Source organism: uncultured Bacteroides sp. (assembly GCF_910586915.1).
Lineage (GTDB): Bacteria > Bacteroidota > Bacteroidia > Bacteroidales > Bacteroidaceae > Bacteroides.
Genome location: NZ_CAJULN010000002.1, coordinates 43639 through 62789 on the forward strand (window position 1 = coordinate 43639; position 19151 = coordinate 62789).

The following is a 19151-nucleotide window of genomic DNA, read 5'->3' on the forward strand; positions in this document are numbered from 1 at the left end:
TTTTAGTAACCGGGGTTTTGAATTATAAGACCTTGTCCTTCAGTAATCAAATGAGTAGGTAACGGAAACTTCTCATATTTATATTGCCCATCCACCTTCGTTTCGATTTTACCAGTCGGCTGACCCGCAAATCTTGCTTTAGCAAGTGCCGCTTCTATGAATTTTCCGTGACGAATCAAATCCTGTCGACGTACACCTTCAAAATAGAACTCATGCCCACGTTCTTCCAACAATTTATCAAGGAAATCTTCCACTGAAGCGAAATCACTCAATTGATAAGCTTTCAGTCCGCCATGGGTAACACGTACCTGATTCAATAACCCGACAGCTTCCTGAGTTATGCTATTTCCATTGCGGACAATTGCTTCCGAAAGCAAAGTTAATACGTCAGCATAACGGTAGATTGGCATATCTATTTCACACAGTTCTCCTATCACTCCTTCGATTTTATACTTCACCGGGATTGCACCATAAAAGAGTACACCAGTTGTCCCCCCGTCACGGTCGGTAGCCCGACTGTGATATACACCTTCCGTACCGGTATACTCGCCTATAATTCTTTCCCGTCTTTTATCTTTAGGATCAAATGATTCGTAGGCAGGCCATGATATTTTGTATCCTCCCCATGCCGTCACTGCCATTCCGGCTGGAACAGGATAATCAGATGTCAATACGTGTGCAAACCATTTTTGCTCCATTACACCAGCTTCGGCTACACAAGAAAAGATGACTTCCGAATTCTTTTCTCCGGATAGAGAAAACAAAGAATGATAATCGTTTACCAGTTTATAACCGTATTCTGATTTGGTCAGTTCACGTCCTATTTTCTCCGCTTCGTCCCACTGCCTGGTCATCATATAAAACTTCAACAACAGTGTGTTGGCAAGCCCTTTCGTGAAACGTCCGTAATCCGTATCTTCATATTTATAAGGTAATATGTCAGCCGCTTCCTTCAGATTAGTAACAATGTATTCACGCATCGCTTCTTCAGACAAGCGGGGGATGACAATCTCCGCTTCCGGTTTCTGCAACGTTTCCAAATCGGCAATAGGTATCGGACCATACATGTCATACATCAGGAAAGCAAGAAAGCCGCGTCCGCATTTCAACTCTGCCATATAACGAGCTTTCAGTGTTTCATCCATATTTACATTCTTGATACGTTCCATCGTCAGCGTCATGGAAGCCAAGTATTGGGAGTAGTCATACACGCGACGCCAGTCTCCGTCGATGTGCCAGTCGTTGGCTTCGTATGAATTGTATACGGTAGTCCATCCCCATGTATTCTCCACATAATCGGTCACCATTTCCGAAGTCGTCACATAACCTGCCGCCACTTCAAAAATCCCCCACGGGGAGAACACGTGATAGGCGCTCGCATTGACTAGCGCATTTACATCTTCAGCGTTTTGCGGGAACATTCCCGGGTTTATTTTATTGTAGACTTCTTGTTCCAACGTACAAGACGAAACAAGAAACAAGAGTGTTGCTATTGCTGTATAAATTATCCTTTTCATATTTACGACTTATTAGAAAGAGATTGATACACCGAAATTATAAGAAGTCACATTCGGATATGCATATGTTCCGTTATCCGTTTCAGGATCCAGACCTGTCCAGTTGGTAATCACAAACGGATTGTTCACATCTACGTATACCCGAAGATTGTTCACAATCTTTTGACTAATCGGCACTTTATATCCCAACGTTATACTTCCGCAACGAACATAATAGATAGATTTCACGTAATAATCGCCCCAACCGTTTCCCCCTCTTACATAAGTAGGGTCTGTAGCAGAAAGGTTGTTGCTGTTGAATGCTTTCAATGCATAAGTAGAAACGTTGATGCCGTTATCCATGCGTGTCCATCCTTCGTAATAGCTGGCTCCGCGCTTCCTGCCCGCTTCACCGTAGAAGTAAATATTCAGATCGAAGTTTTTGTAGCGGAACGAGTTGTTCAGACCATAAATGATTTTGGGGTCGCCATTACCCATATACACTTTATCTTCATCTCCCAACACACCGTTTCCATCTTGGTCTTTCAGTTTCATCATACCCGGCACCAAGTCTTTTTGTGCTTCGGGAGCCTTTTCGCCCGGTTGCAGGATGCCGATTGCTTCATATTCCCACCACGCACGTATCGGGTCGTCTTCTTTCTCATAAGCTCTCGGTTTCCAGTTCGGGTCGCGTTTCAGCCAACGGTCGTTATAATGTGACAAGGTCAATGTGGTATCCCACTCAAAATCTTTTGTAACAATATTCACTGTATTCAGAGTGATTTCCACACCCTGACTTTGCGTGGCTCCTATATTTCCGGCGATTTTGTTTATCTCGTTATAGAAAGGCAATGGCTTGTCCGTTCGGAGCAGGTCTGTTATCTTACGTTTGAAGTATTCGGCTGCCAACTTGAAGCGGTTGTTGAATATTCCGAAGTCCACTCCGAGGTTAAATTCCGTCGTTGTCTCCCATGTAATGCTTTTGTTTCCCAAATCCGAAGCATATACTCCCGTCGACTCCGCTCCGCCTATAATAGAGTTCTTGCCTACCTCATAATAGTCATAAATGCGATAACCAACGTTGGAATTACCAGTTTGCCCATAAGAAGCTCTCAACTTCAACATAGAGAGCCATTTGGAAGCCCCTTTCATAAAGTTTTCTTCACTAATCATCCAACCTGCCGATACAGAAGGAAAATATCCCCAACGGTTTTCCGGTGCAAAATTGGATGCGGCATCGGCACGTAACGTAGCTTCGAGCAAGTACCTTCCCAGATAAGAGTAGTTGGCACGGGCAAACAGCGAAGCAATACTATTGATAGAAGCCCATGAACCTACGGAAGGTTTCTTGTAATTGCCCGAACCTAAGCTATTGTAACCAAACCCGTCTACCAAAAAATCCGAATTGCCGGCACTAAAACCATCATTCTTAAATTTCTGGAACGAATAGCCACCGATTACTTTCACATTATGGTCGCCGAAACTCTTCGCATATTGAGCAGTCAACTCCATCAGATAAGTAGTGTTGGTCGATTGAGAAATATCCGCTCTTCCGTTCTTGTTAGCTCCTTGCAAAGTTGTTTTAGGCAAGTAGCTGGAACGTTTCTGAAAACTGCGGTCGGCCCCTAATTGCAGTTTCACTTCCAGTTCTTTCAAAGGTTTCACTGAGACGAATGCCGAACCCATCAAACGGTCTTTCACCGTATTGTCTTGTATTTCCAACAACGATACCGGATTGGCTACAAACGGTCGTTTCGGATCGATATAATAGTTTCCTTCTGCATCATAAATAGGAATAGTAGGATTGGATTCAATGGCACCGGTCAGCACGCCGGAATATTCATTCTGTCCATCGCCCAAGGGAACATTATCGTATCTGTTCTGTGTGTATGTGGCAGTCAATCCGAAAGAAACGTATTCATTCAGTTCCTGATCCAAATTCAAACGAGCGGAAAAACGGCTAACGCCATTATTCTTCACAATACCTTCTTGATCCATATAGTTGACGGAAGCCAGATAACGGGTTTTCTCCGTACCGCCATTCACGGAAAGATTGTGTTGCTGCGTATAACCGTTGCGCATCACTGCATCCAACCAATCGGTACCGCTTGCCAACAAAATCTCGTCATTATTGAAAGCCGGTTTATACTGAGTCGGTTTTTCCGACTTTGCCACGTATCCTTCGTAAATGCCCATACCGTTCAGTTTCATCCATTCTTCATACTGCTGTTTGTTGTACATATCCATATACATACGAGTATCAAGCATCTTATAATTCGAACGGGCTACCTGCACAGATCCCATACCGGAATAAGTCACTCTGGGCTTCTGACTCTTACCTCGTTTTGTTGTAATCAAAACAACTCCATGACCGGCACGTGCTCCATAAATAGCCGTAGAAGCGGCATCTTTCAATACTGAAATTGATTCAATATCATCCGGATTCAAAGACTCCAACACATTATCAATATTACCAGATTCATAATAGCCGTTCCCCGAACTTAAATTACCGGAAGACGACACTGGAAAACCGTCAATAACAAACAAGGGTTCATTACCCGCGCTAATAGAAGTCTCACCACGAATACGGAATTTAGCCTCACCACCAGGTTGCGCAGAGATCTGATTTACACGAAATCCGGCAGCCTTACCTGCCAATGCACGAGATACATTCGGAACAGTATTCATTTCTACATCCCCCATATTCACCATAGAGACAGCACCTGTCAATGTCTTTTTACTCTGTGTTCCATAACCTACCACGACTACTTCTTCCAATTGCTTGGAATCTTCCTGTAAAATGATTTTTAGATTTTTACCGACCTGCACCGCAACAGTCTGTGACTGATAGCCGATATAGGAAATATCCAATAGTGCTTTCGATGAAGATACGGAAAGTTTGAAGACACCGTCAATGTCTGTAATCGTTCCATTTCCCTGTACGCCTTTCTCCAATACACTGGCTCCAATTATCGGTTCACCATGAGTGTCCAGTACCATACCCGATATTGTTACTTTCTTTTCCTGTTGTGATGATTGCGCTTCAACAGACAATATAATTTTCTTATCCAACACTGAATATTTCACATTCGTACCGGCAAAGACTTCTTGTAATACATTAAAAATATTACTCTTATCAGCCGAGACTGATACACGGCGATTCAAATCAACATGCTTGTTGTTGAAGAAGAAGTCAAAGTCCGACTGTGCTTCAATCTCTTTCAGAATATCCTCTACACGCTGATTGCGGGCATCGATACTAATCATAGCTTTCTGAGCGTAACTATCGGCTGCATAACCCAGCCCGATAGAACATACTAAGAACAAAACTAATAGTCTCATAGATAATGGGATTTTTTTTGAGGTTAGCCAAAGCGACTTTACCACCCATAAAAATTGGATGCTAAAATAATTTTGCATAAATTTGTGATGACTTAAAATTAATAAAAAGTTTATCTAAGCTTGTCGCCAAACAAGCATCAAAAAGATTTACCGATTTCCATACGGGAAGATACGCCAATATCATCCCGTATGTTTTTTTATTTAAGGGGGACTGTCTTTCATTGCATTTCTGTATTAAGGTTATTCAATCAATATATTTCAATCTTACTCTTTTCATCTGTTATATCCGGAGAATCAAGATAGTGCCAGCGGATTTGAGAAGAAAGCTGGAAGTATTCAAGGATACGTTCCAAGCGTTGGTTGGTGAATGCACCTGTAAATGAATCTCCTTTCAGACGATTGTTTTTAATGATAAACTCTACATTATACCGTTTTTCCAACATTCGCAAACCTTCTTCGAGAGGGGTGTTTCTGAAGATAATCTTCCCTTCTTTCCATGCAATTTCCGATTCACCGGAAGTGGCATAAAGTTGTACCTTACTGTCTTTCGAATCATAGATCAATTTTTGGCCGGGAGCCATTAGTACTTTCTTCGAAGCATTATCGCATTTGTAGATAAAACCTATTTTTCCTTCTACCAATGTAGCCGAAACTCTATTTTCTTTTTCGTATGCTTCTACATTGAAATGAGTGCCCAGTACTTCTATTTGCGACCGATGAGGAGTAGAGACTATAAATTTCTTTTCCGGATTCTTGGCAACTTCGAAATAAGCTTCTCCCTGTAAGTTTACGTTTCGCGTATCTCCGTCGAAGCGTGACGGGTAACTTAGTGTTGATTCTGAATTCAAGAACACAAGTGTACCGTCAGGTAATGTTAACGAAGTAGTCATTCCGGGATTAGTCTTTATCTCCATCATTTGTGCCAGCTCTTGCTCATCATTTCCCCAATGCTGCACCATCAAAGTGACGAGAAGTGGAATGAACAGAACTGCTGCCGCACGTTGTGCCCATTCCCACCACATCGTTTTCTTCTTACCTGTCATCCTGCTTTTTACCCTTGACAAAGCTTTCTCTGTGTCTACTTTCTTCATAACATGAAGTGTATCCGTAGCCAAATAAAGTGCATGAACTTGTTTTGCCATCCGTCGGTTCTCTTCCGATTCATCCATCCAAGCTTCGACTTGCAGGCGTTCTTCCTCCGTTGTCAGTCCTTCACAATAACGGGGAAGCAGTTCTTCTATCTTATTTTTACCTGTATTATCCATATGCTATTTTATTGCCTTTTATTATAAGACAAGAGAGAACCGGAAGACTCCTAAACTAAAAACCATTTTTTTTCAGAAAATCTTTGTTTTCTCATAAAAAAGCTATATTTGCAGTTGAAATACAGGACTAATACATGAAAGGAACCTATCAATCAGACAATGATTTTCTATTATCAGCCGTTCAACGCGGAGATCAGAAAGCGTTTGATACACTGTTTCGGAGATATTATCCGATGCTGTGCGCGTATGGTCAACGGTTTGTCGAGTTGGAAGATGCGGAAGAAATCGTGGAAGATGCTCTTTTATGGATTTGGGAAAACAGAGAAACGCTGGTCATCGAGTCTTCTCTTCATTCTTATCTTTTTAAAATGGTGTATCGCAGGGCTTTGAACAAAATAGCACACATCGACGCCGCCCAACGAGCCGATACACGCTTCTACGAGGAGATGCAGGAAATGCTGCAAGATACGGATTACTATCAGATTGAGGAACTCACCAAACGAATTGAAGAAGCCATCGCCTCACTACCCGAAAGTTATCGGGAATCTTTCGTGATGCACCGCTTCCGTGACATGAGTTACAAAGAGATTGCCGAAACGCTGGGAGTATCTCCGAAAACTGTAGATTACCGTATTCAGCAAGCATTAAAACAACTACGCACAGATTTGAAGGATTATCTTCCATTACTGCTTCCTCTTTTACTTCCTTGAAACAAACTGAATCATTATCCATGATTCCCCCCTGTGGTTATTATCAGTCTACCGTTCTCTTTCTCCGAAAGTACTAAGAGAAAACTTTCACTGCATCGAAACCAAACTTCTTTTTTCCTCGCAACAAACTTCAAATTTTCCAATAACAAACTATAAACGCAACTTCCGATTATATAAATGCAACCTTTGTTTTTATAAACGAAGGCTTCATTTATAAAAACAAAGGTTGCATTTATAGTTTGAAAGAGAGAAAAAACAACTTTGCGATTGGATGAAAAAAAGTTTTCATCCGATAGCGTGCAACTTTTCCACCTATCGATTGCAGACAAACGTAAGGTATTCTACAAGCGGTATACAGGAATATCGTCCCAAAAAGAAAGGCCTCCCAAATTCATATTGGGAAGCCTTTTCGTATATTTAAGTATCGGGTACTTACGCTTTCTTCAATGCAGCAATGCTCTCTTTCAACGAACGGATGATACTTTCGGCGTCCGCTTGTTTCTTGCGTTCCATTTCAATAACGGCGGCCGGAGCGTTGTTGACAAACTTCTCGTTGCTAAGTTTCTTCAATACGCCTTGCAGGAAACCTTCCTTGTGTTTCAGTTCGGCTTCCATGCGGGCTATTTCTGCTTCCACATCAATCATATTGCCCAAAGGTACGGCAAATTCGGTGGTTCCCACCATGAAAGAAGCGGCACCTTCTGCCTTGTTCTCTACCACAGTGACAGAAGAGAGGTTGCACATCTTCTGAATAACCGCGTTGAACGGCGCAACCGGATGCTCGCCCAGTATTTGCAGTTCGAGCGCTTCCTTCTGTGCGATGTTCTTTTGGAGACGGATGCTGCGGATGTTGCTGATTATCTCCTTCACAACTTCAAACTGTGCCACGTTGTCGGCGTCAACACTCGTATTCATAGTCAAAGCGCTTACCATCAAACTTTCGCCAGCTGCAACATTGCGTTCCGTCATCTGCTGCCACAACTCTTCGGTGATGAACGGCATGAAGGGATGGAGCAGGTGAAGCAGATTGTCCAAGTAACGGAGCGTGGCGTTGTAGGTGTCACGGTCGATACCTTGTCCGTAAGCGGGCTTAATCATTTCCAGATACCAAGAAGAGAATTCGTCCCAGAACAGTTTGTAGACAGCCATCAAGGCTTCGCTCAGACGGTACTTCTTGAAGAGGTCGGCTACCTCTGCCGCTACTTCGTTCTGCTTCGACTCAAACCAGTGTGTAGCCAGGCGGGCTGCTTCGGCAGGCTGGAGGGTATCGTCGACCGTCCATCCTTTAATCAGACGGAAGGCATTCCATATCTTATTGCAGAAGTTACGTCCCTGTTCGCAGAGTGCGTCATCGAAGAGAATATCGTTTCCGGCGGGGGCAGAGAGCATCATACCCATACGCACACCATCGGCACCGTATTTTTCAATCAATTCCAACGGGTCGGGCGAGTTGCCGAGCGACTTGGACATCTTGCGTCCCAACTTGTCGCGAACGATACCTGTGAAGTAAACGTTCTTGAACGGCATCTTGCCTTCGTATTCGTAACCGGCCATAATCATGCGGGCTACCCAGAAGAAGATGATGTCCGGTCCCGTCACCAGGTCGCTGGTCGGATAGTAGTAGCTGATTTCCTCGTTGCCCGGATTGTTGATTCCGTCGAACAGGGAGATAGGCCATAACCAGGACGAGAACCATGTGTCCAGACAGTCTTCGTCTTGGCGGAGGTCATCCATCGTCAGGGCTTCGTTTCTGGTCTTTTCCTTCGCTTTCGCCAATGCTTCTTCAGGGGTAACGGCCACCACGTATCCGCCTTCCGGCAGGAAGTAAGCGGGAATGCGGTGTCCCCACCACAACTGGCGGCTGATACACCAGTCTTTGATGTTCTCCATCCAGTGACGGTAGGTGTTCTTGTATTTTGCCGGATAGAATTTCAGTTCGTCATTCATCACGGGCGGAAGTGCCAGGTCGGCAAGATGCTGCATCTTGAGGAACCACTGCATCGACAGTTTCGGCTCAATCACCACGTTGGTGCGTTCGGAGTATCCCACCTTGTTGGTATAGGCTTCGGTCTTTTCGAGCAGGCCGGCGGCTTCCAGGTCTTTCTCGATTTGCTTGCGTACGTCGAAACGCTCCATGCCTACGTACATACCGGCGGCTTCGCTCAACGTACCGTTGTCGTTGAAGATGTCGATGCTGGGCAGGTTGTACTTCTCGCCAAGCATATAGTCGTTCACATCGTGAGCCGGGGTCACTTTCAGACAGCCCGTACCGAATTCGATGTCTACATAGTCGTCTTCAATCACCGGAATGACACGGTTTACCAACGGAACAATTACTTTCTTGCCTTTCAACCATTCGTTCTTCGGGTCGTTCGGGTTGATGCACATCGCCGTGTCGCCCATGATGGTTTCGGGACGGGTGGTTGCCACTACCGCATAACGTCCTTCGGCGTCGCCTTCCACTTTGTAACGGAGGTAATAGAGTTTTCCGTGCTCTTCCTTGTAGATAACCTCTTCGTCCGAAAGGGCAGTCAGCGCCTTCGGGTCCCAGTTTACCATGCGGACACCGCGATAAATCAGGCCTTTATCGAACAGGTCGACAAAAACCTTAAGTACGCTCTCGCTCCGTTTTTCGTCCATCGTGAAGGCAGTACGGTCCCAGTCGCAGGATGCGCCGAGTTTACGAAGCTGTTTGAGGATGATGCCTCCGTGTTCTTCCGTCCATTCCCAGGCGTGTTTCAGGAATTCTTCGCGTGTCAGGTCGGTTTTCTTGATGCCTTGAGCGGCGAGTTTGTTTACTACTTTCGCTTCGGTAGCAATCGAAGCGTGGTCGGTTCCCGGCACCCAGCAAGCATTCTTGCCTTCCATACGAGCACGGCGAACCAAAATATCCTGAATGGTATTATTAAGCATATGTCCCATGTGCAACACACCTGTGACGTTGGGGGGCGGAATGACGACGGTGTAAGGTTCACGACCATCGGGTTTTGAACTGAATAAATGATTGTCCAGCCAATACTGGTACCACTTTCCCTCTACGTCAGCGGGATTGTACTTACTTGCTAATTCCATATTGCTTTTCTATGTATAAATAATGTATTGTCAAAAAAATAACGGGCACAAAATTAATAATTTAAATTCAGCCCTTAACAGTTTTTTTGCAAATATAGAGGTATTTTTTCGCGCAACGTTTATTAAATGCATATTTTTGCTCTTCAAAAACTGAATATAATGATGAAACGACGGTTGAAACATAGGCATATAGCATTGGAAACAGTGCTGCTTGCGGTATGGCTTACAAAGTTGATTCCCGCTTGGGCAGCCGTATATTCCGACACCATTTATCCGCTTATTTCCTACGGTCTGTCGGCTTTTTCCAACCTCTTCCCTTTTGCCATAGGCGACTTATTCATTTTTCTCAGCATTGCTGGGGTTGTTATCTATCCTTTCTACGGTCATTTTCATCGGAAATTGCCCTGGAAAAAGGTCTTGCTGCACGACGGAGAGTATCTGTTGTGGATTTACGCATGGTTCTACCTTGCCTGGGGGCTCAATTACTCGCAAAAGAACTTTTATCAACGAACCAGAATTCCTTATACCGCCTATACGCCGGAGCATTTTAAAGCCTTTGTAGATGAGTATATCGTACAGCTCAACCTTTCTTACACGCCGGCAAATAGCATTGACCGGGATTTGACAGGCAAAGAAACCGTACGATTATATAATCTGTTGAGCGACAGCCTTCGTGTGCACCGCCCGCCCCACGCATCTCCCCAAGCGAAGACGATGCTGTTTACGCCATTCATATCTATGGTGGGCGTGACCGGCAGCATGGGACCTTTCTTCTGCGAATTTACCTTGAATGGCGATTTGCTTCCCGCCAATTATCCTGCCACTTATGCGCACGAGTTGGCACATCTGTTGGGTATCACAAGCGAAGCGGAAGCCAATTTTTATGCGTATCAGGTCTGTACGCGTTCCACAGTGCCCGCCATACGCTTTTCGGGATACTTCTCGATACTCGGCCATGTACTGAGCAATGCACAGCGATTGATTCCGAAGGAAGAATATCTACAGTTTGTCCAACGCATCCGTCCGGAAATCATCGGACTGGCAAAGGATACTCAAGCGTATTGGACAGCGAAATACAGTCCGGTGGTGGGTGCCGTACAGGACTGGATGTATGACCTCTATCTGAAAGGAAACAAGATAGAAAGCGGACGGAAGAATTACTCGGAAGTGGTGGGGCTGCTGATTTCTTATCGGGAGTGGGAAAAGAAAACAAACCAAACTGTACTACAGAAGTGCATAAAATAGTAACTTTGTGCACTTTTACAGTGCAATATTCACCCAATCAAAAAATATACAATTATGTTACATACCAGACAAGAACAAATGGAAGCCTTCGGCCGCTTCTTGGATATTCTCGACGAACTGCGCACGAAATGTCCCTGGGACCGCAAACAGACCAACGAAAGCCTGCGCCCCAATACGATAGAAGAGACCTACGAACTTTGCGATGCGCTGATGAGAGAGGATAAAAAGGATATCTGCAAAGAATTGGGCGACGTGTTGCTGCACGTTGCTTTCTATGCGAAGATAGGTTCGGAGACAGGAGATTTCGACATCAAAGATGTCTGCGACAAGCTGTGCGACAAACTGATATTCCGCCATCCTCACGTATTTGGAGAAGCGAAAGCTGAAACGGCCGGTGAGGTATCCCAAAACTGGGAGCAGTTGAAGCTGAAAGAAAAAGATGGAAATAAGAGTGTGCTGAGCGGTGTCCCCGCTGCCCTACCCTCACTTATCAAGGCTTACCGCATACAGGACAAGGCACGCAACGTAGGCTTCGACTGGGAAGAACGCGAACAGGTTTGGGATAAGGTGAAAGAAGAAATCGGAGAGTTTCAGGAAGAGGTAGCCAATATGGACAAGGAAAAAGCAGAGGCCGAATTCGGAGATGTCATGTTCAGCCTTATCAATGCTGCCCGCCTTTATAAAATCAATCCGGACAATGCTTTGGAACTCACCAATCAGAAATTTATCCGCCGTTTCAATTACCTCGAAGAACATACCATCAAAGAGGGAAAAAATCTGAAAGAGATGACACTCGAAGAAATGGATGCCATCTGGAACGAGGCTAAGGAGAAAGGGTTGTAACAAACGATTAATACCTGAGTTCTCCACCATCAATTATTGAGAACTCAGGTATTGACGACACTAAAGGCTATTCCCTAAGCTATTTTCTTTTTCCTCTTCCGTTATCATTGCGGTTCACTCCCCTTATCATTTCCCGGTGGAAACGCATCTCCGCCCGTTGCACAAGGAAGATTTTCTTATTGGAAAGAATCTTTTTGAACTTACTCAAATAGTTTTTATCAAGTTGATCGGCAGCGATACGGTTATTAATCACTTTCTCGTTGATACCTTCATACTGGGCTTCCGTAATCTTTTCATCCTTGCTTTTGCGCATCACCTCCCACGATTCGTCATTCAGTTTCTTCTTCTTGTCCTGCAGTTCAAAATAAATCGGGAAGAACTTGGCTGCTTCATCTTTCGTCAATCCCGCCTGTTCGATGATATACGCTTTTTGCTTTGCTCTGAACTCCTCGCGGGATAAATGCTGGTCGCATCCACCGGCGGCCCGGAGAACGGACATAAAGCTACACAACAAAACGACTAATGCGATTACTTTTTTCATTTTCTGTATTCAAATCGGTTTTAAAAATCATTCTACACTTGCGTCACTCAAATAGACATATAATGAGTAGTCGTCCAACATGGCACGGTCGAAGGCTACGTCAAGCATATCGTCGGATATGGCTTCCACATCAACTTCCGTAGCGGCCACCTCATCCGTGGTTGCGCTCTTGGGAGTGGTGGACGCCACCCGGATAATCAAGGCAGCTCCTACAAACATGGCCGCCATATACAACAACGGTTTCAGCTTTGTCCATGTACTGACCGTCTCTTCCTTAAAAACAACCTGCGGTTTCTCCGGCAATTTGTTCATCACCTCCGAAGCAAGGTTTTCAAAGTAGCCGTCGGGAACTTTGAAGGAATTTTCCTTACCGAGCCGTTTAAACAGGATATCTTCTTCTTTCATACATTTTCTCCTCTCTTTTTCCTTAGACATCATGTGCGTCCAAAGGTTTAATCAATTTCTTCCAAAAACTTTTCTATTTTCTTCACAGCATGGTGATAAGATGCCTTCAGCGCACCTACCGATGTTCCGAACACTTCGGACATCTGTTCGTATTTCATTTCCTGAAAGTATTTCAGGTTGAACACCATACGTTGCTTCTCGGGCAGTGTCATCAGTGCCTTCTGCAAGCACAACTGTACACGGTCGCCCGAAAAATAGGGGTCGCTCTCCAGTTTATGCACCATCATCGCTTCGGGGTCGTCAATGGCTAAGGTGGCGACGGCGCGCTGTTTGTTGAGGAAGGTCAGACACTCGTTCAATGCGATACGGTAGAGCCAGGTAGACAGTTTCGCCTCGGCACGGAAATAGTCGATATTCGTCCAGGCCTTGATGAAAGTGTTCTGCAACAAATCGTTCGTATCTTCGTGCGAAAGCACCATCCGGCGGATTTGCCAATACAACTGCTCGCTATACTGCGCTACAATCATTTCGAATCCTTGCCGTTGGGTACTCTCTTCCTGAAGAAGTTTCAGAACCTCACGTTCGTTATAAGGGGTCATCATCTCTCGTTATCTGTGGTTTGTTGTTTATGGTTTCAATTTGCGATTGTCCATTGCCTTAAGCAAAGAGGCGTCGTAGTGGTAAACGTCCTCGCAATATATCAGATGATTATCGGCAGAGAGATAGACTGTCTGATAGTCGATAAACAAAGGGATATTTTCTTTCAGGCTGTAATGTTTCAATTCGTGGTACTCCTCACTGCCGGCCAACTTTTTCCCTTCGTCGCTCACCGGCTTGATGTCCATAGCAAGGCGGATGCGGTCTTCGAGCAGTTCGTCGGGTTCTTTCAACAGGAAGAAGGAAAAGTCGAGTGCTTTTTGCAAACGCACACATCCGTGACTCACCGCCCGGTTCTTACGCGTAAAAGCCCAGCGCGAAGGGGTGTCGTGCAGATAGACGGCGTGTGGATTAGGGAAACGGAAGATGATGCGTCCCAACGAATTTCCCGCCTTGTTGTCCTGCTTCACCGTATAGGGCACGCCTCTCCCCGCATACTTGGCCCATTGCACGCTGTGAGGATTCACTTGCAGTCCGGTACGGTTGTCATACACCTTCATGCGATTGCGGGTGAAGTAGGTCGTATCGCGGCGGTAAGTGGGGATTATCTCTTTTCGGATGATGCTTTGAGGCACATTCCAGTAGGGATTCAATTCCATGTAGTAGATTTTGCTTGACAGCAGAGGTGTCTTGTTTTTCACGCTTCCCACACAGACGCGCATTTCAAGAATAGAGTCTGTCTCTTCATTGACTGCCTGTAACATGAACGCCGCCACATTGGCTATCACATATTTCTTTCCTTTATCCAAAGCATATTGCCAGCGTGCCCGCTCCATGTTCACCAACAGGCGGTTGCGGTAATCATCCGTGGTGTCCGTCGCGCCCCAAGCGTTGACACGCTCCAGTTCTTCCTGCATTTTCCGGTAGAGCGGAGCCGAAGGCTGCGCTTTGCGGAAGGCGGCATTCGCATCTGTCCGCAAGGCATTCAGGGCAGCCGTGGCGAACTCTTTATCATAGTCTTTGAGTGGTATGCGGTTGATGGAGTCGTTCCATCTGTCCTCCAAAGGCAGAAAGCCGAAGTTCAGCCGACACACATACGAAAGATAAGCGGCAGTCAACTGGTATTCCACTTCTGCCAACAGGCGATTCAGTGTCTTTCCTTCCTGTAGCTGCCGTGTATGCAGTTGTTGCAGCTCACTACGAATGCTGTCCGTAGGGTAAAGGTGCGGATTGATACCGTGGCTCGCAATATGCTCCAGCCAGTACAACAGAGAGTCTGCCGCCTGCACAACGGGACGATTTGAAGTGAGCGAATCGCTTAACCAGAAGAAATCGCCCGCTTTCTCCTGATAGTGGGCCACCATCGCCGAATCCCAGGGAGTAGCAGTCGCAGTACGGTTGATGTATGAACAAACCAACAGGCGAATGCTGTCTTCGCTCACCCGATAGGCGGGGTTCAACAACTCCTGCACATTTTTCCACGAAGCGGGTATCAGCGAGAACGATTTTCCGTTTTTACAAGATGACAGACAGCAGACGCATCCGATTATCAAACTCCAGAGTAATTGTTTCCTTCTCATAGGCCAACTCCTCCTCCGTCAATGTCGATGCACAAATTTTCCTTTGCCAAAACGGTTCGTGGGAAAATGGCCGACGCTTCTTTGAATAAAACAGATTCATCTTCATAGCGGGCGGAAAAATGTCCGATTACCAGTTGCTTCACATTGGCCTCGGCGGCAAGTTGCGCAGCCTGTGCAGACGTCGTATGGCAGGTTTCCTTTGCCCGTGCCTGTTCGCTCTGTGCGAAGGTCGCTTCGTGAAACAGCAGATCGACTCCTCTGATTTGTTCTACAATCGCAGGACGATAAATCGTGTCCGAGCAGTAGGCATATTTACGTGGCGGAGCTGCGGGACGGGTCAGGCGCGCATTCGGGATTACCTCTCCTTCGGGAGTGATGAAATCGGCTCCGTTCTTGATGCGGTTCAGTTCGTAGACCGGCACTTTATAAAAGTCCACCATATCGCGGATAATATGATTGGGGCATGGCTTCTCTTCAAAGAGGAAGCCGCAGCAAGGAATACGGTGTTTCAACGGAATCGTAGTGACGCTCACGGAGCGGTCGTCGTAAATGAGGGCAGGCTCTTTGGTTTCAAACTCATGGAAGAACACTTTATAAGGAATTGTCTTGCAAAAGAAAGCAAACATGGGGGCAAACAATTCTTCAAGCCCTTTCGGAGAATGAATGTGCAAATCGGCAGTCCGCCCCAACAGGCCGAATGTTGAAACCAGCCCCAACAACCCGAAACAGTGGTCGCCGTGCAAATGAGAAATAAAGATGTGGTTCAGCCGGGAAAACTTTAGCCGGGAACGACGCAACTGCATCTGTGCCCCTTCTCCACAATCAATCATAAACAGTTTTTCGCGCAAGTTCACGACTTGGGAAGTCGCAAAATGGCGTGTGGTAGGCAAAGCGGAACCGCATCCTAAGATATGTAGCTCAAATTTTTCCATGATATGCAAAGATAGAAAATTTTTCACCACAGAGGACACAGAGTCTCACAGAGTTTTTTTCTTCGCGATGAAAAAACTTTCTGAAGAAAATAAAGCAGCCACTCGGTAAACCTGAAAGAATTAACACAATTAATAATAAAAAAACTCCGTGAAACTCTGTGTCCTCTGTGGTGAAATAAAAAAAGCGCCCCCAAGCGGGAGCGCCTTTATCAGAAATATACTGTTCGGATTATTTCTTTCCTTCCAACTGTTCTTTCAATGCAGCCAGAGCGTCGATGTCGCCCAGCGTAGTTGAAGCAGCCTGGTTTTGAATCATCGGAGTTTCTTCTCTCTTGTTAGATGCTTTCTTAGCGTTTGAAGCAGCTTTCTTTTCTGCTCTTTCTTCAGCTTTTGCAACATCTTCGAAGATACGGCTGTGAGACAGGATGATTCTCTTAGCGTCTTTGTTGAACTCGATTACCTTGAATTCAAGTTTCTCATCCAACTGAGCTTGTGATCCGTCTTCTTTTACCAGATGTTTCGGAGTTGCGAAACCTTCTACACCGTAAGGAAGAGCTACAACAGCACCCTTATCCAACATTTCGATGATAGTACCTTCGTGTACGGAACCTACTGTGAACACTGTTTCGAATACATCCCACGGATTTTCTTCGAGTTGCTTGTGGCCTAAGCTCAAACGACGGTTTTCTTTGTCGATTTCCAATACCTGAACTTCGATATCAGCACCAATCTGAGTAAATTCTGACGGGTGTTTTACTTTCTTAGTCCAAGAAAGGTCAGAGATGTGAATCAATCCGTCTACACCTTCTTCGATTTCTACGAATACACCGAAGTTAGTGAAGTTGCGTACTTTTGCAGTGTGCTTAGAAGCTACCGGATATTTTTCTTCGATAGTTTCCCACGGATCTTGTTTCAGTTGTTTGATACCCAAAGACATCTTACGTTCTTCGCGGTCGAGTGTCAGCACAACAGCTTCTACTTCGTCGCCTACCTTCATGAAGTCTTGAGCAGAACGCAGGTGTTGGCTCCAAGACATTTCAGAAACGTGAATCAAACCTTCTACGCCGGCAGCGATTTCGATGAATGCACCGTAATCAGCCATCACGACAACTTTACCAGTCACTTTGTCGCCTACCTTCAAGTCAGTGTCAAGCGCATCCCAGGGGTGCGGAGTCAACTGCTTCAAGCCAAGAGCGATACGTTTCTTTTCGTCGTCGAAGTCGAGGATAACCACGTTGAGTTTCTGATCCAGTTCAACCACTTCTTTCGGATCGCTGACGCGTCCCCAAGAGAGGTCGGTGATGTGAATCAGACCGTCTACGCCGCCGAGGTCGATGAATACACCGTAAGATGTGATATTTTTAACAGTTCCTTCGAGAACTTGTCCTTTTTCGAGTTTACCGATGATTTCTTTCTTCTGTTGTTCCAGTTCGGCTTCGATAAGAGCTTTGTGAGATACAACAACGTTTTTGAATTCCTGGTTGATTTTAACAACTTTGAATTCCATTGTTTTGCCAACGAATACATCATAGTCGCGAATCGGTTTAACGTCGATTTGAGAACCCGGCAAGAATGCTTCAATGCCGAATACGTCTACAATCATACCGCCCTTCGTGCGGCACTTGATGTAACCCTTGATAATTTCTTCGTTTTCCAAAGCAGCGTTTACACGATCCCAAGAGCGAGTAGCGCGGGCTTTTCTGTGCGACAGAACGAGCTGTCCTTTTTTGTCTTCCTGGTTTTCGATGTACACCTCTACTGTATCACCTACTTTCAGGTCGGGATTGTAGCGGAATTCATTCAGAGGAATGATACCGTCTGATTTGTAACCGATGTTCACAACTACTTCACGCTTGTTCATTGCGATTACGGTTCCGTCAACAACCTCACGGTCGTTCACTTTGTTAAGCGTACCGTCGTATGCTTTTTCGAGTTCTTCGTGGCTTGCGCTTGTTACCGCTTCGCCGTTTTCATAAGCATCCCAGTTGAAATCTTCAATAGGAGCTACGTTCTTTAAGTTTTCCATTAATAAAATAAGTTGTTTAATACTTTAATTAAATAAGACATTATATTATCTATAAATCGGGCACAAAGGTAGGAATATTTTCTTGACCGACCAAAAAATGGCTGAATAAAAGATAGTTGTATCTCTATTTTTTTTGCACCGGCTTCCCCGACGGCGCATCTTCATTCTCACACTTATTTGCCAATAATACTTAAAATTTAAAAGATAATATGAATTAAAAGATTAAAGAATGTACTTTTGATGCAATTTTAAAAAAAATAGCCCTAACAATGAAATCCATATGGAATAAAGAAACCGTTCATTGGATAAATTTAGCAGATGTGCACATATTTCAGCAGCAATACAACTTATATTTCAGGCAACTGAAATATTTCGGAATGCATTATCTTGCGGATGAGGAGGTGGTTTGCGACCTTATCCAAGACCTTTGGCTGAAGATTTGGGAGAGAAAAGAGAACCGCATCAACGAAGCTACCTTCAAACAATATTTATTTCAAGGGCTTTACCGGAGCATTCTGGATTACATCAAGCACAACAACGTGGTAAGGGAATACTCCCAGAAGTTGTCGAGCGAAAACGCAATGACAGAACCCGAAATCAGTTACAAAATCATAAAAGCCGAAATCTACCAAGCGATCAACCAGGTATTCGACGATTTGCCAGATGCTTCGCGCCGCGTGTATGCCGCCTGCCTCAACGGAAAATCGTATAAAGAGATAGCAGAGGAGTTCAACATCTCTATCAATACGGTGAAAAAGCACATCAACAATGCCAACCATTATATGAGGAAACGCCTGAAAGACTTCTTGCTGTTTATCCTCTCCTTCCGATAGTCTCCCTATCTTTTGCTACTATGTATATATTAATGTAAGGAAGAGGATTGTTTTTTCCTGCCACACGTTTTGCGTTCCACTATAGTGGGACGAACGGAACACTATAGTTTCCCCTGCGGAACACTATAGTGGAACGAACGGGAAACTGTAGTGGAACGAAACAATCGTGCCAGGCGAAACAAGTCTTCACTGCAACGGAGTGAAAAGAAATTTGCACCGGAATAAAAAAAGTTTCGGTTTGCCATTACACAAAAGCGGAGTTCG

At 45.0% G+C, this 19151-nt stretch carries 14 protein-coding genes; 4 read left to right on the forward strand and 10 right to left on the reverse strand.

Annotation, left to right across the window (positions count from 1 at the left end; all coding sequences use genetic code 11):
• Positions 1–2: 2 nt before the first annotated feature.
• From QZ331_RS01265 to QZ331_RS01275, 3 genes are all read right to left on the reverse strand, one after another.
• Positions 3–1517: a RagB/SusD family nutrient uptake outer membrane protein gene (locus QZ331_RS01265; protein WP_279086208.1), complete on the reverse strand. Its 1515-nt coding sequence runs from the start codon at positions 1515–1517 to the stop codon at positions 3–5.
• 12 nt (positions 1518–1529) lie between these two features.
• Positions 1530–4916 carry a TonB-dependent receptor gene (locus QZ331_RS01270; RefSeq protein ID WP_365975651.1) on the reverse strand — a complete coding sequence of 1129 codons (3387 nt, stop codon included), beginning with the start codon at positions 4914–4916 and terminating at the stop codon, positions 1530–1532.
• Between the two features lie 170 nt (positions 4917–5086).
• The gene (locus QZ331_RS01275; RefSeq protein WP_294627317.1) at positions 5087–6103 is read right to left on the reverse strand and encodes a FecR family protein; all 1017 of its coding nucleotides are present in this window, start codon (positions 6101–6103) and stop codon (positions 5087–5089) included.
• Between the two features lie 134 nt (positions 6104–6237).
• On the opposite strand from QZ331_RS01275, the gene QZ331_RS01280 reads away from it, so the two are divergent.
• Entirely contained in the window at positions 6238–6813 is a 576-nt protein-coding gene (locus tag QZ331_RS01280) for an RNA polymerase sigma-70 factor (protein WP_294627319.1), read from the forward strand.
• 432 nt (positions 6814–7245) lie between these two features.
• Here QZ331_RS01280 and QZ331_RS01285 read toward each other — a convergent pair whose 3' ends face one another.
• A complete protein-coding gene (locus QZ331_RS01285) occupies positions 7246–9885 on the reverse strand; it encodes a valine--tRNA ligase (RefSeq protein ID WP_294627321.1) in 2640 nt (879 codons plus the stop codon).
• Positions 9886–10044: 159 nt separating this feature from the next.
• Between QZ331_RS01285 and QZ331_RS01290 the strand changes: the two genes are divergently transcribed.
• Positions 10045–11130: a DUF3810 domain-containing protein gene (locus tag QZ331_RS01290; protein WP_294627323.1), complete on the forward strand. Its 1086-nt coding sequence runs from the start codon at positions 10045–10047 to the stop codon at positions 11128–11130.
• A 54-nt stretch (positions 11131–11184) separates the two neighbouring features.
• Positions 11185–11973: a nucleoside triphosphate pyrophosphohydrolase gene (gene mazG / locus QZ331_RS01295; protein WP_294627325.1), complete on the forward strand. Its 789-nt coding sequence runs from the start codon at positions 11185–11187 to the stop codon at positions 11971–11973.
• A 79-nt stretch (positions 11974–12052) separates the two neighbouring features.
• On the opposite strand, the gene QZ331_RS01300 is transcribed toward mazG, so the two are convergent.
• The 6 genes from QZ331_RS01300 to rpsA all read right to left on the reverse strand — a co-directional run bounded on the left by QZ331_RS01300 (position 12053) and on the right by rpsA (position 18054).
• Positions 12053–12514 carry a hypothetical protein gene (locus tag QZ331_RS01300; protein WP_294627327.1) on the reverse strand — a complete coding sequence of 154 codons (462 nt, stop codon included), beginning with the start codon at positions 12512–12514 and terminating at the stop codon, positions 12053–12055.
• Between the two features lie 27 nt (positions 12515–12541).
• A complete protein-coding gene (locus QZ331_RS01305; protein WP_294627328.1) occupies positions 12542–12919 on the reverse strand; it encodes a hypothetical protein in 378 nt (125 codons plus the stop codon).
• Positions 12920–12966: 47 nt separating this feature from the next.
• Positions 12967–13518: an RNA polymerase sigma factor gene (locus QZ331_RS01310; RefSeq protein WP_294627497.1), complete on the reverse strand. Its 552-nt coding sequence runs from the start codon at positions 13516–13518 to the stop codon at positions 12967–12969.
• Between the two features lie 27 nt (positions 13519–13545).
• On the reverse strand, positions 13546–15096 hold the full coding sequence (locus tag QZ331_RS01315; RefSeq protein WP_294627330.1) for a L,D-transpeptidase family protein: 1551 nt from the start codon (positions 15094–15096) through the stop codon (positions 13546–13548).
• Entirely contained in the window at positions 15093–16028 is a 936-nt protein-coding gene (locus QZ331_RS01320; RefSeq protein ID WP_294627331.1) for a ribonuclease Z, read from the reverse strand. The genes QZ331_RS01315 and QZ331_RS01320 overlap by 4 nt, the downstream gene beginning before the upstream one ends.
• A 229-nt stretch (positions 16029–16257) precedes the next feature.
• Positions 16258–18054, reverse strand: coding sequence for a 30S ribosomal protein S1 (rpsA, locus tag QZ331_RS01325; protein ID WP_294627333.1), 1797 nt, complete (start codon positions 18052–18054; stop codon positions 16258–16260).
• Positions 18055–18323: 269 nt separating this feature from the next.
• Between rpsA and QZ331_RS01330 the strand changes: the two genes are divergently transcribed.
• A complete protein-coding gene (locus QZ331_RS01330; RefSeq protein ID WP_294627334.1) occupies positions 18324–18887 on the forward strand; it encodes a sigma-70 family RNA polymerase sigma factor in 564 nt (187 codons plus the stop codon).
• Positions 18888–19151 lie beyond the last annotated feature (264 nt).

Excerpts from the sequence above, each read along its gene's own strand:
- QZ331_RS01265 (WP_279086208.1), bottom strand. The coding sequence starts at position 1,517 with ATGAAAAGGATAATTTATACAGCAATAGCAACACTCTTGTTTCTTGTT.
- QZ331_RS01270 (WP_365975651.1), bottom strand. The coding sequence starts at position 4,916 with ATGCAAAATTATTTTAGCATCCAATTTTTATGGGTGGTAAAGTCGCTT.
- QZ331_RS01275 (WP_294627317.1), bottom strand. The coding sequence starts at position 6,103 with ATGGATAATACAGGTAAAAATAAGATAGAAGAACTGCTTCCCCGTTAT.
- QZ331_RS01280 (WP_294627319.1), top strand. The coding sequence starts at position 6,238 with ATGAAAGGAACCTATCAATCAGACAATGATTTTCTATTATCAGCCGTT.
- QZ331_RS01285 (WP_294627321.1), bottom strand. The coding sequence starts at position 9,885 with ATGGAATTAGCAAGTAAGTACAATCCCGCTGACGTAGAGGGAAAGTGG.
- QZ331_RS01290 (WP_294627323.1), top strand. The coding sequence starts at position 10,045 with ATGATGAAACGACGGTTGAAACATAGGCATATAGCATTGGAAACAGTG.
- mazG (WP_294627325.1), top strand. The coding sequence starts at position 11,185 with ATGTTACATACCAGACAAGAACAAATGGAAGCCTTCGGCCGCTTCTTG.
- QZ331_RS01300 (WP_294627327.1), bottom strand. The coding sequence starts at position 12,514 with ATGAAAAAAGTAATCGCATTAGTCGTTTTGTTGTGTAGCTTTATGTCC.
- QZ331_RS01305 (WP_294627328.1), bottom strand. The coding sequence starts at position 12,919 with ATGAAAGAAGAAGATATCCTGTTTAAACGGCTCGGTAAGGAAAATTCC.
- QZ331_RS01310 (WP_294627497.1), bottom strand. The coding sequence starts at position 13,518 with ATGACCCCTTATAACGAACGTGAGGTTCTGAAACTTCTTCAGGAAGAG.
- QZ331_RS01315 (WP_294627330.1), bottom strand. The coding sequence starts at position 15,096 with ATGAGAAGGAAACAATTACTCTGGAGTTTGATAATCGGATGCGTCTGC.
- QZ331_RS01320 (WP_294627331.1), bottom strand. The coding sequence starts at position 16,028 with ATGGAAAAATTTGAGCTACATATCTTAGGATGCGGTTCCGCTTTGCCT.
- rpsA (WP_294627333.1), bottom strand. The coding sequence starts at position 18,054 with ATGGAAAACTTAAAGAACGTAGCTCCTATTGAAGATTTCAACTGGGAT.
- QZ331_RS01330 (WP_294627334.1), top strand. The coding sequence starts at position 18,324 with ATGAAATCCATATGGAATAAAGAAACCGTTCATTGGATAAATTTAGCA.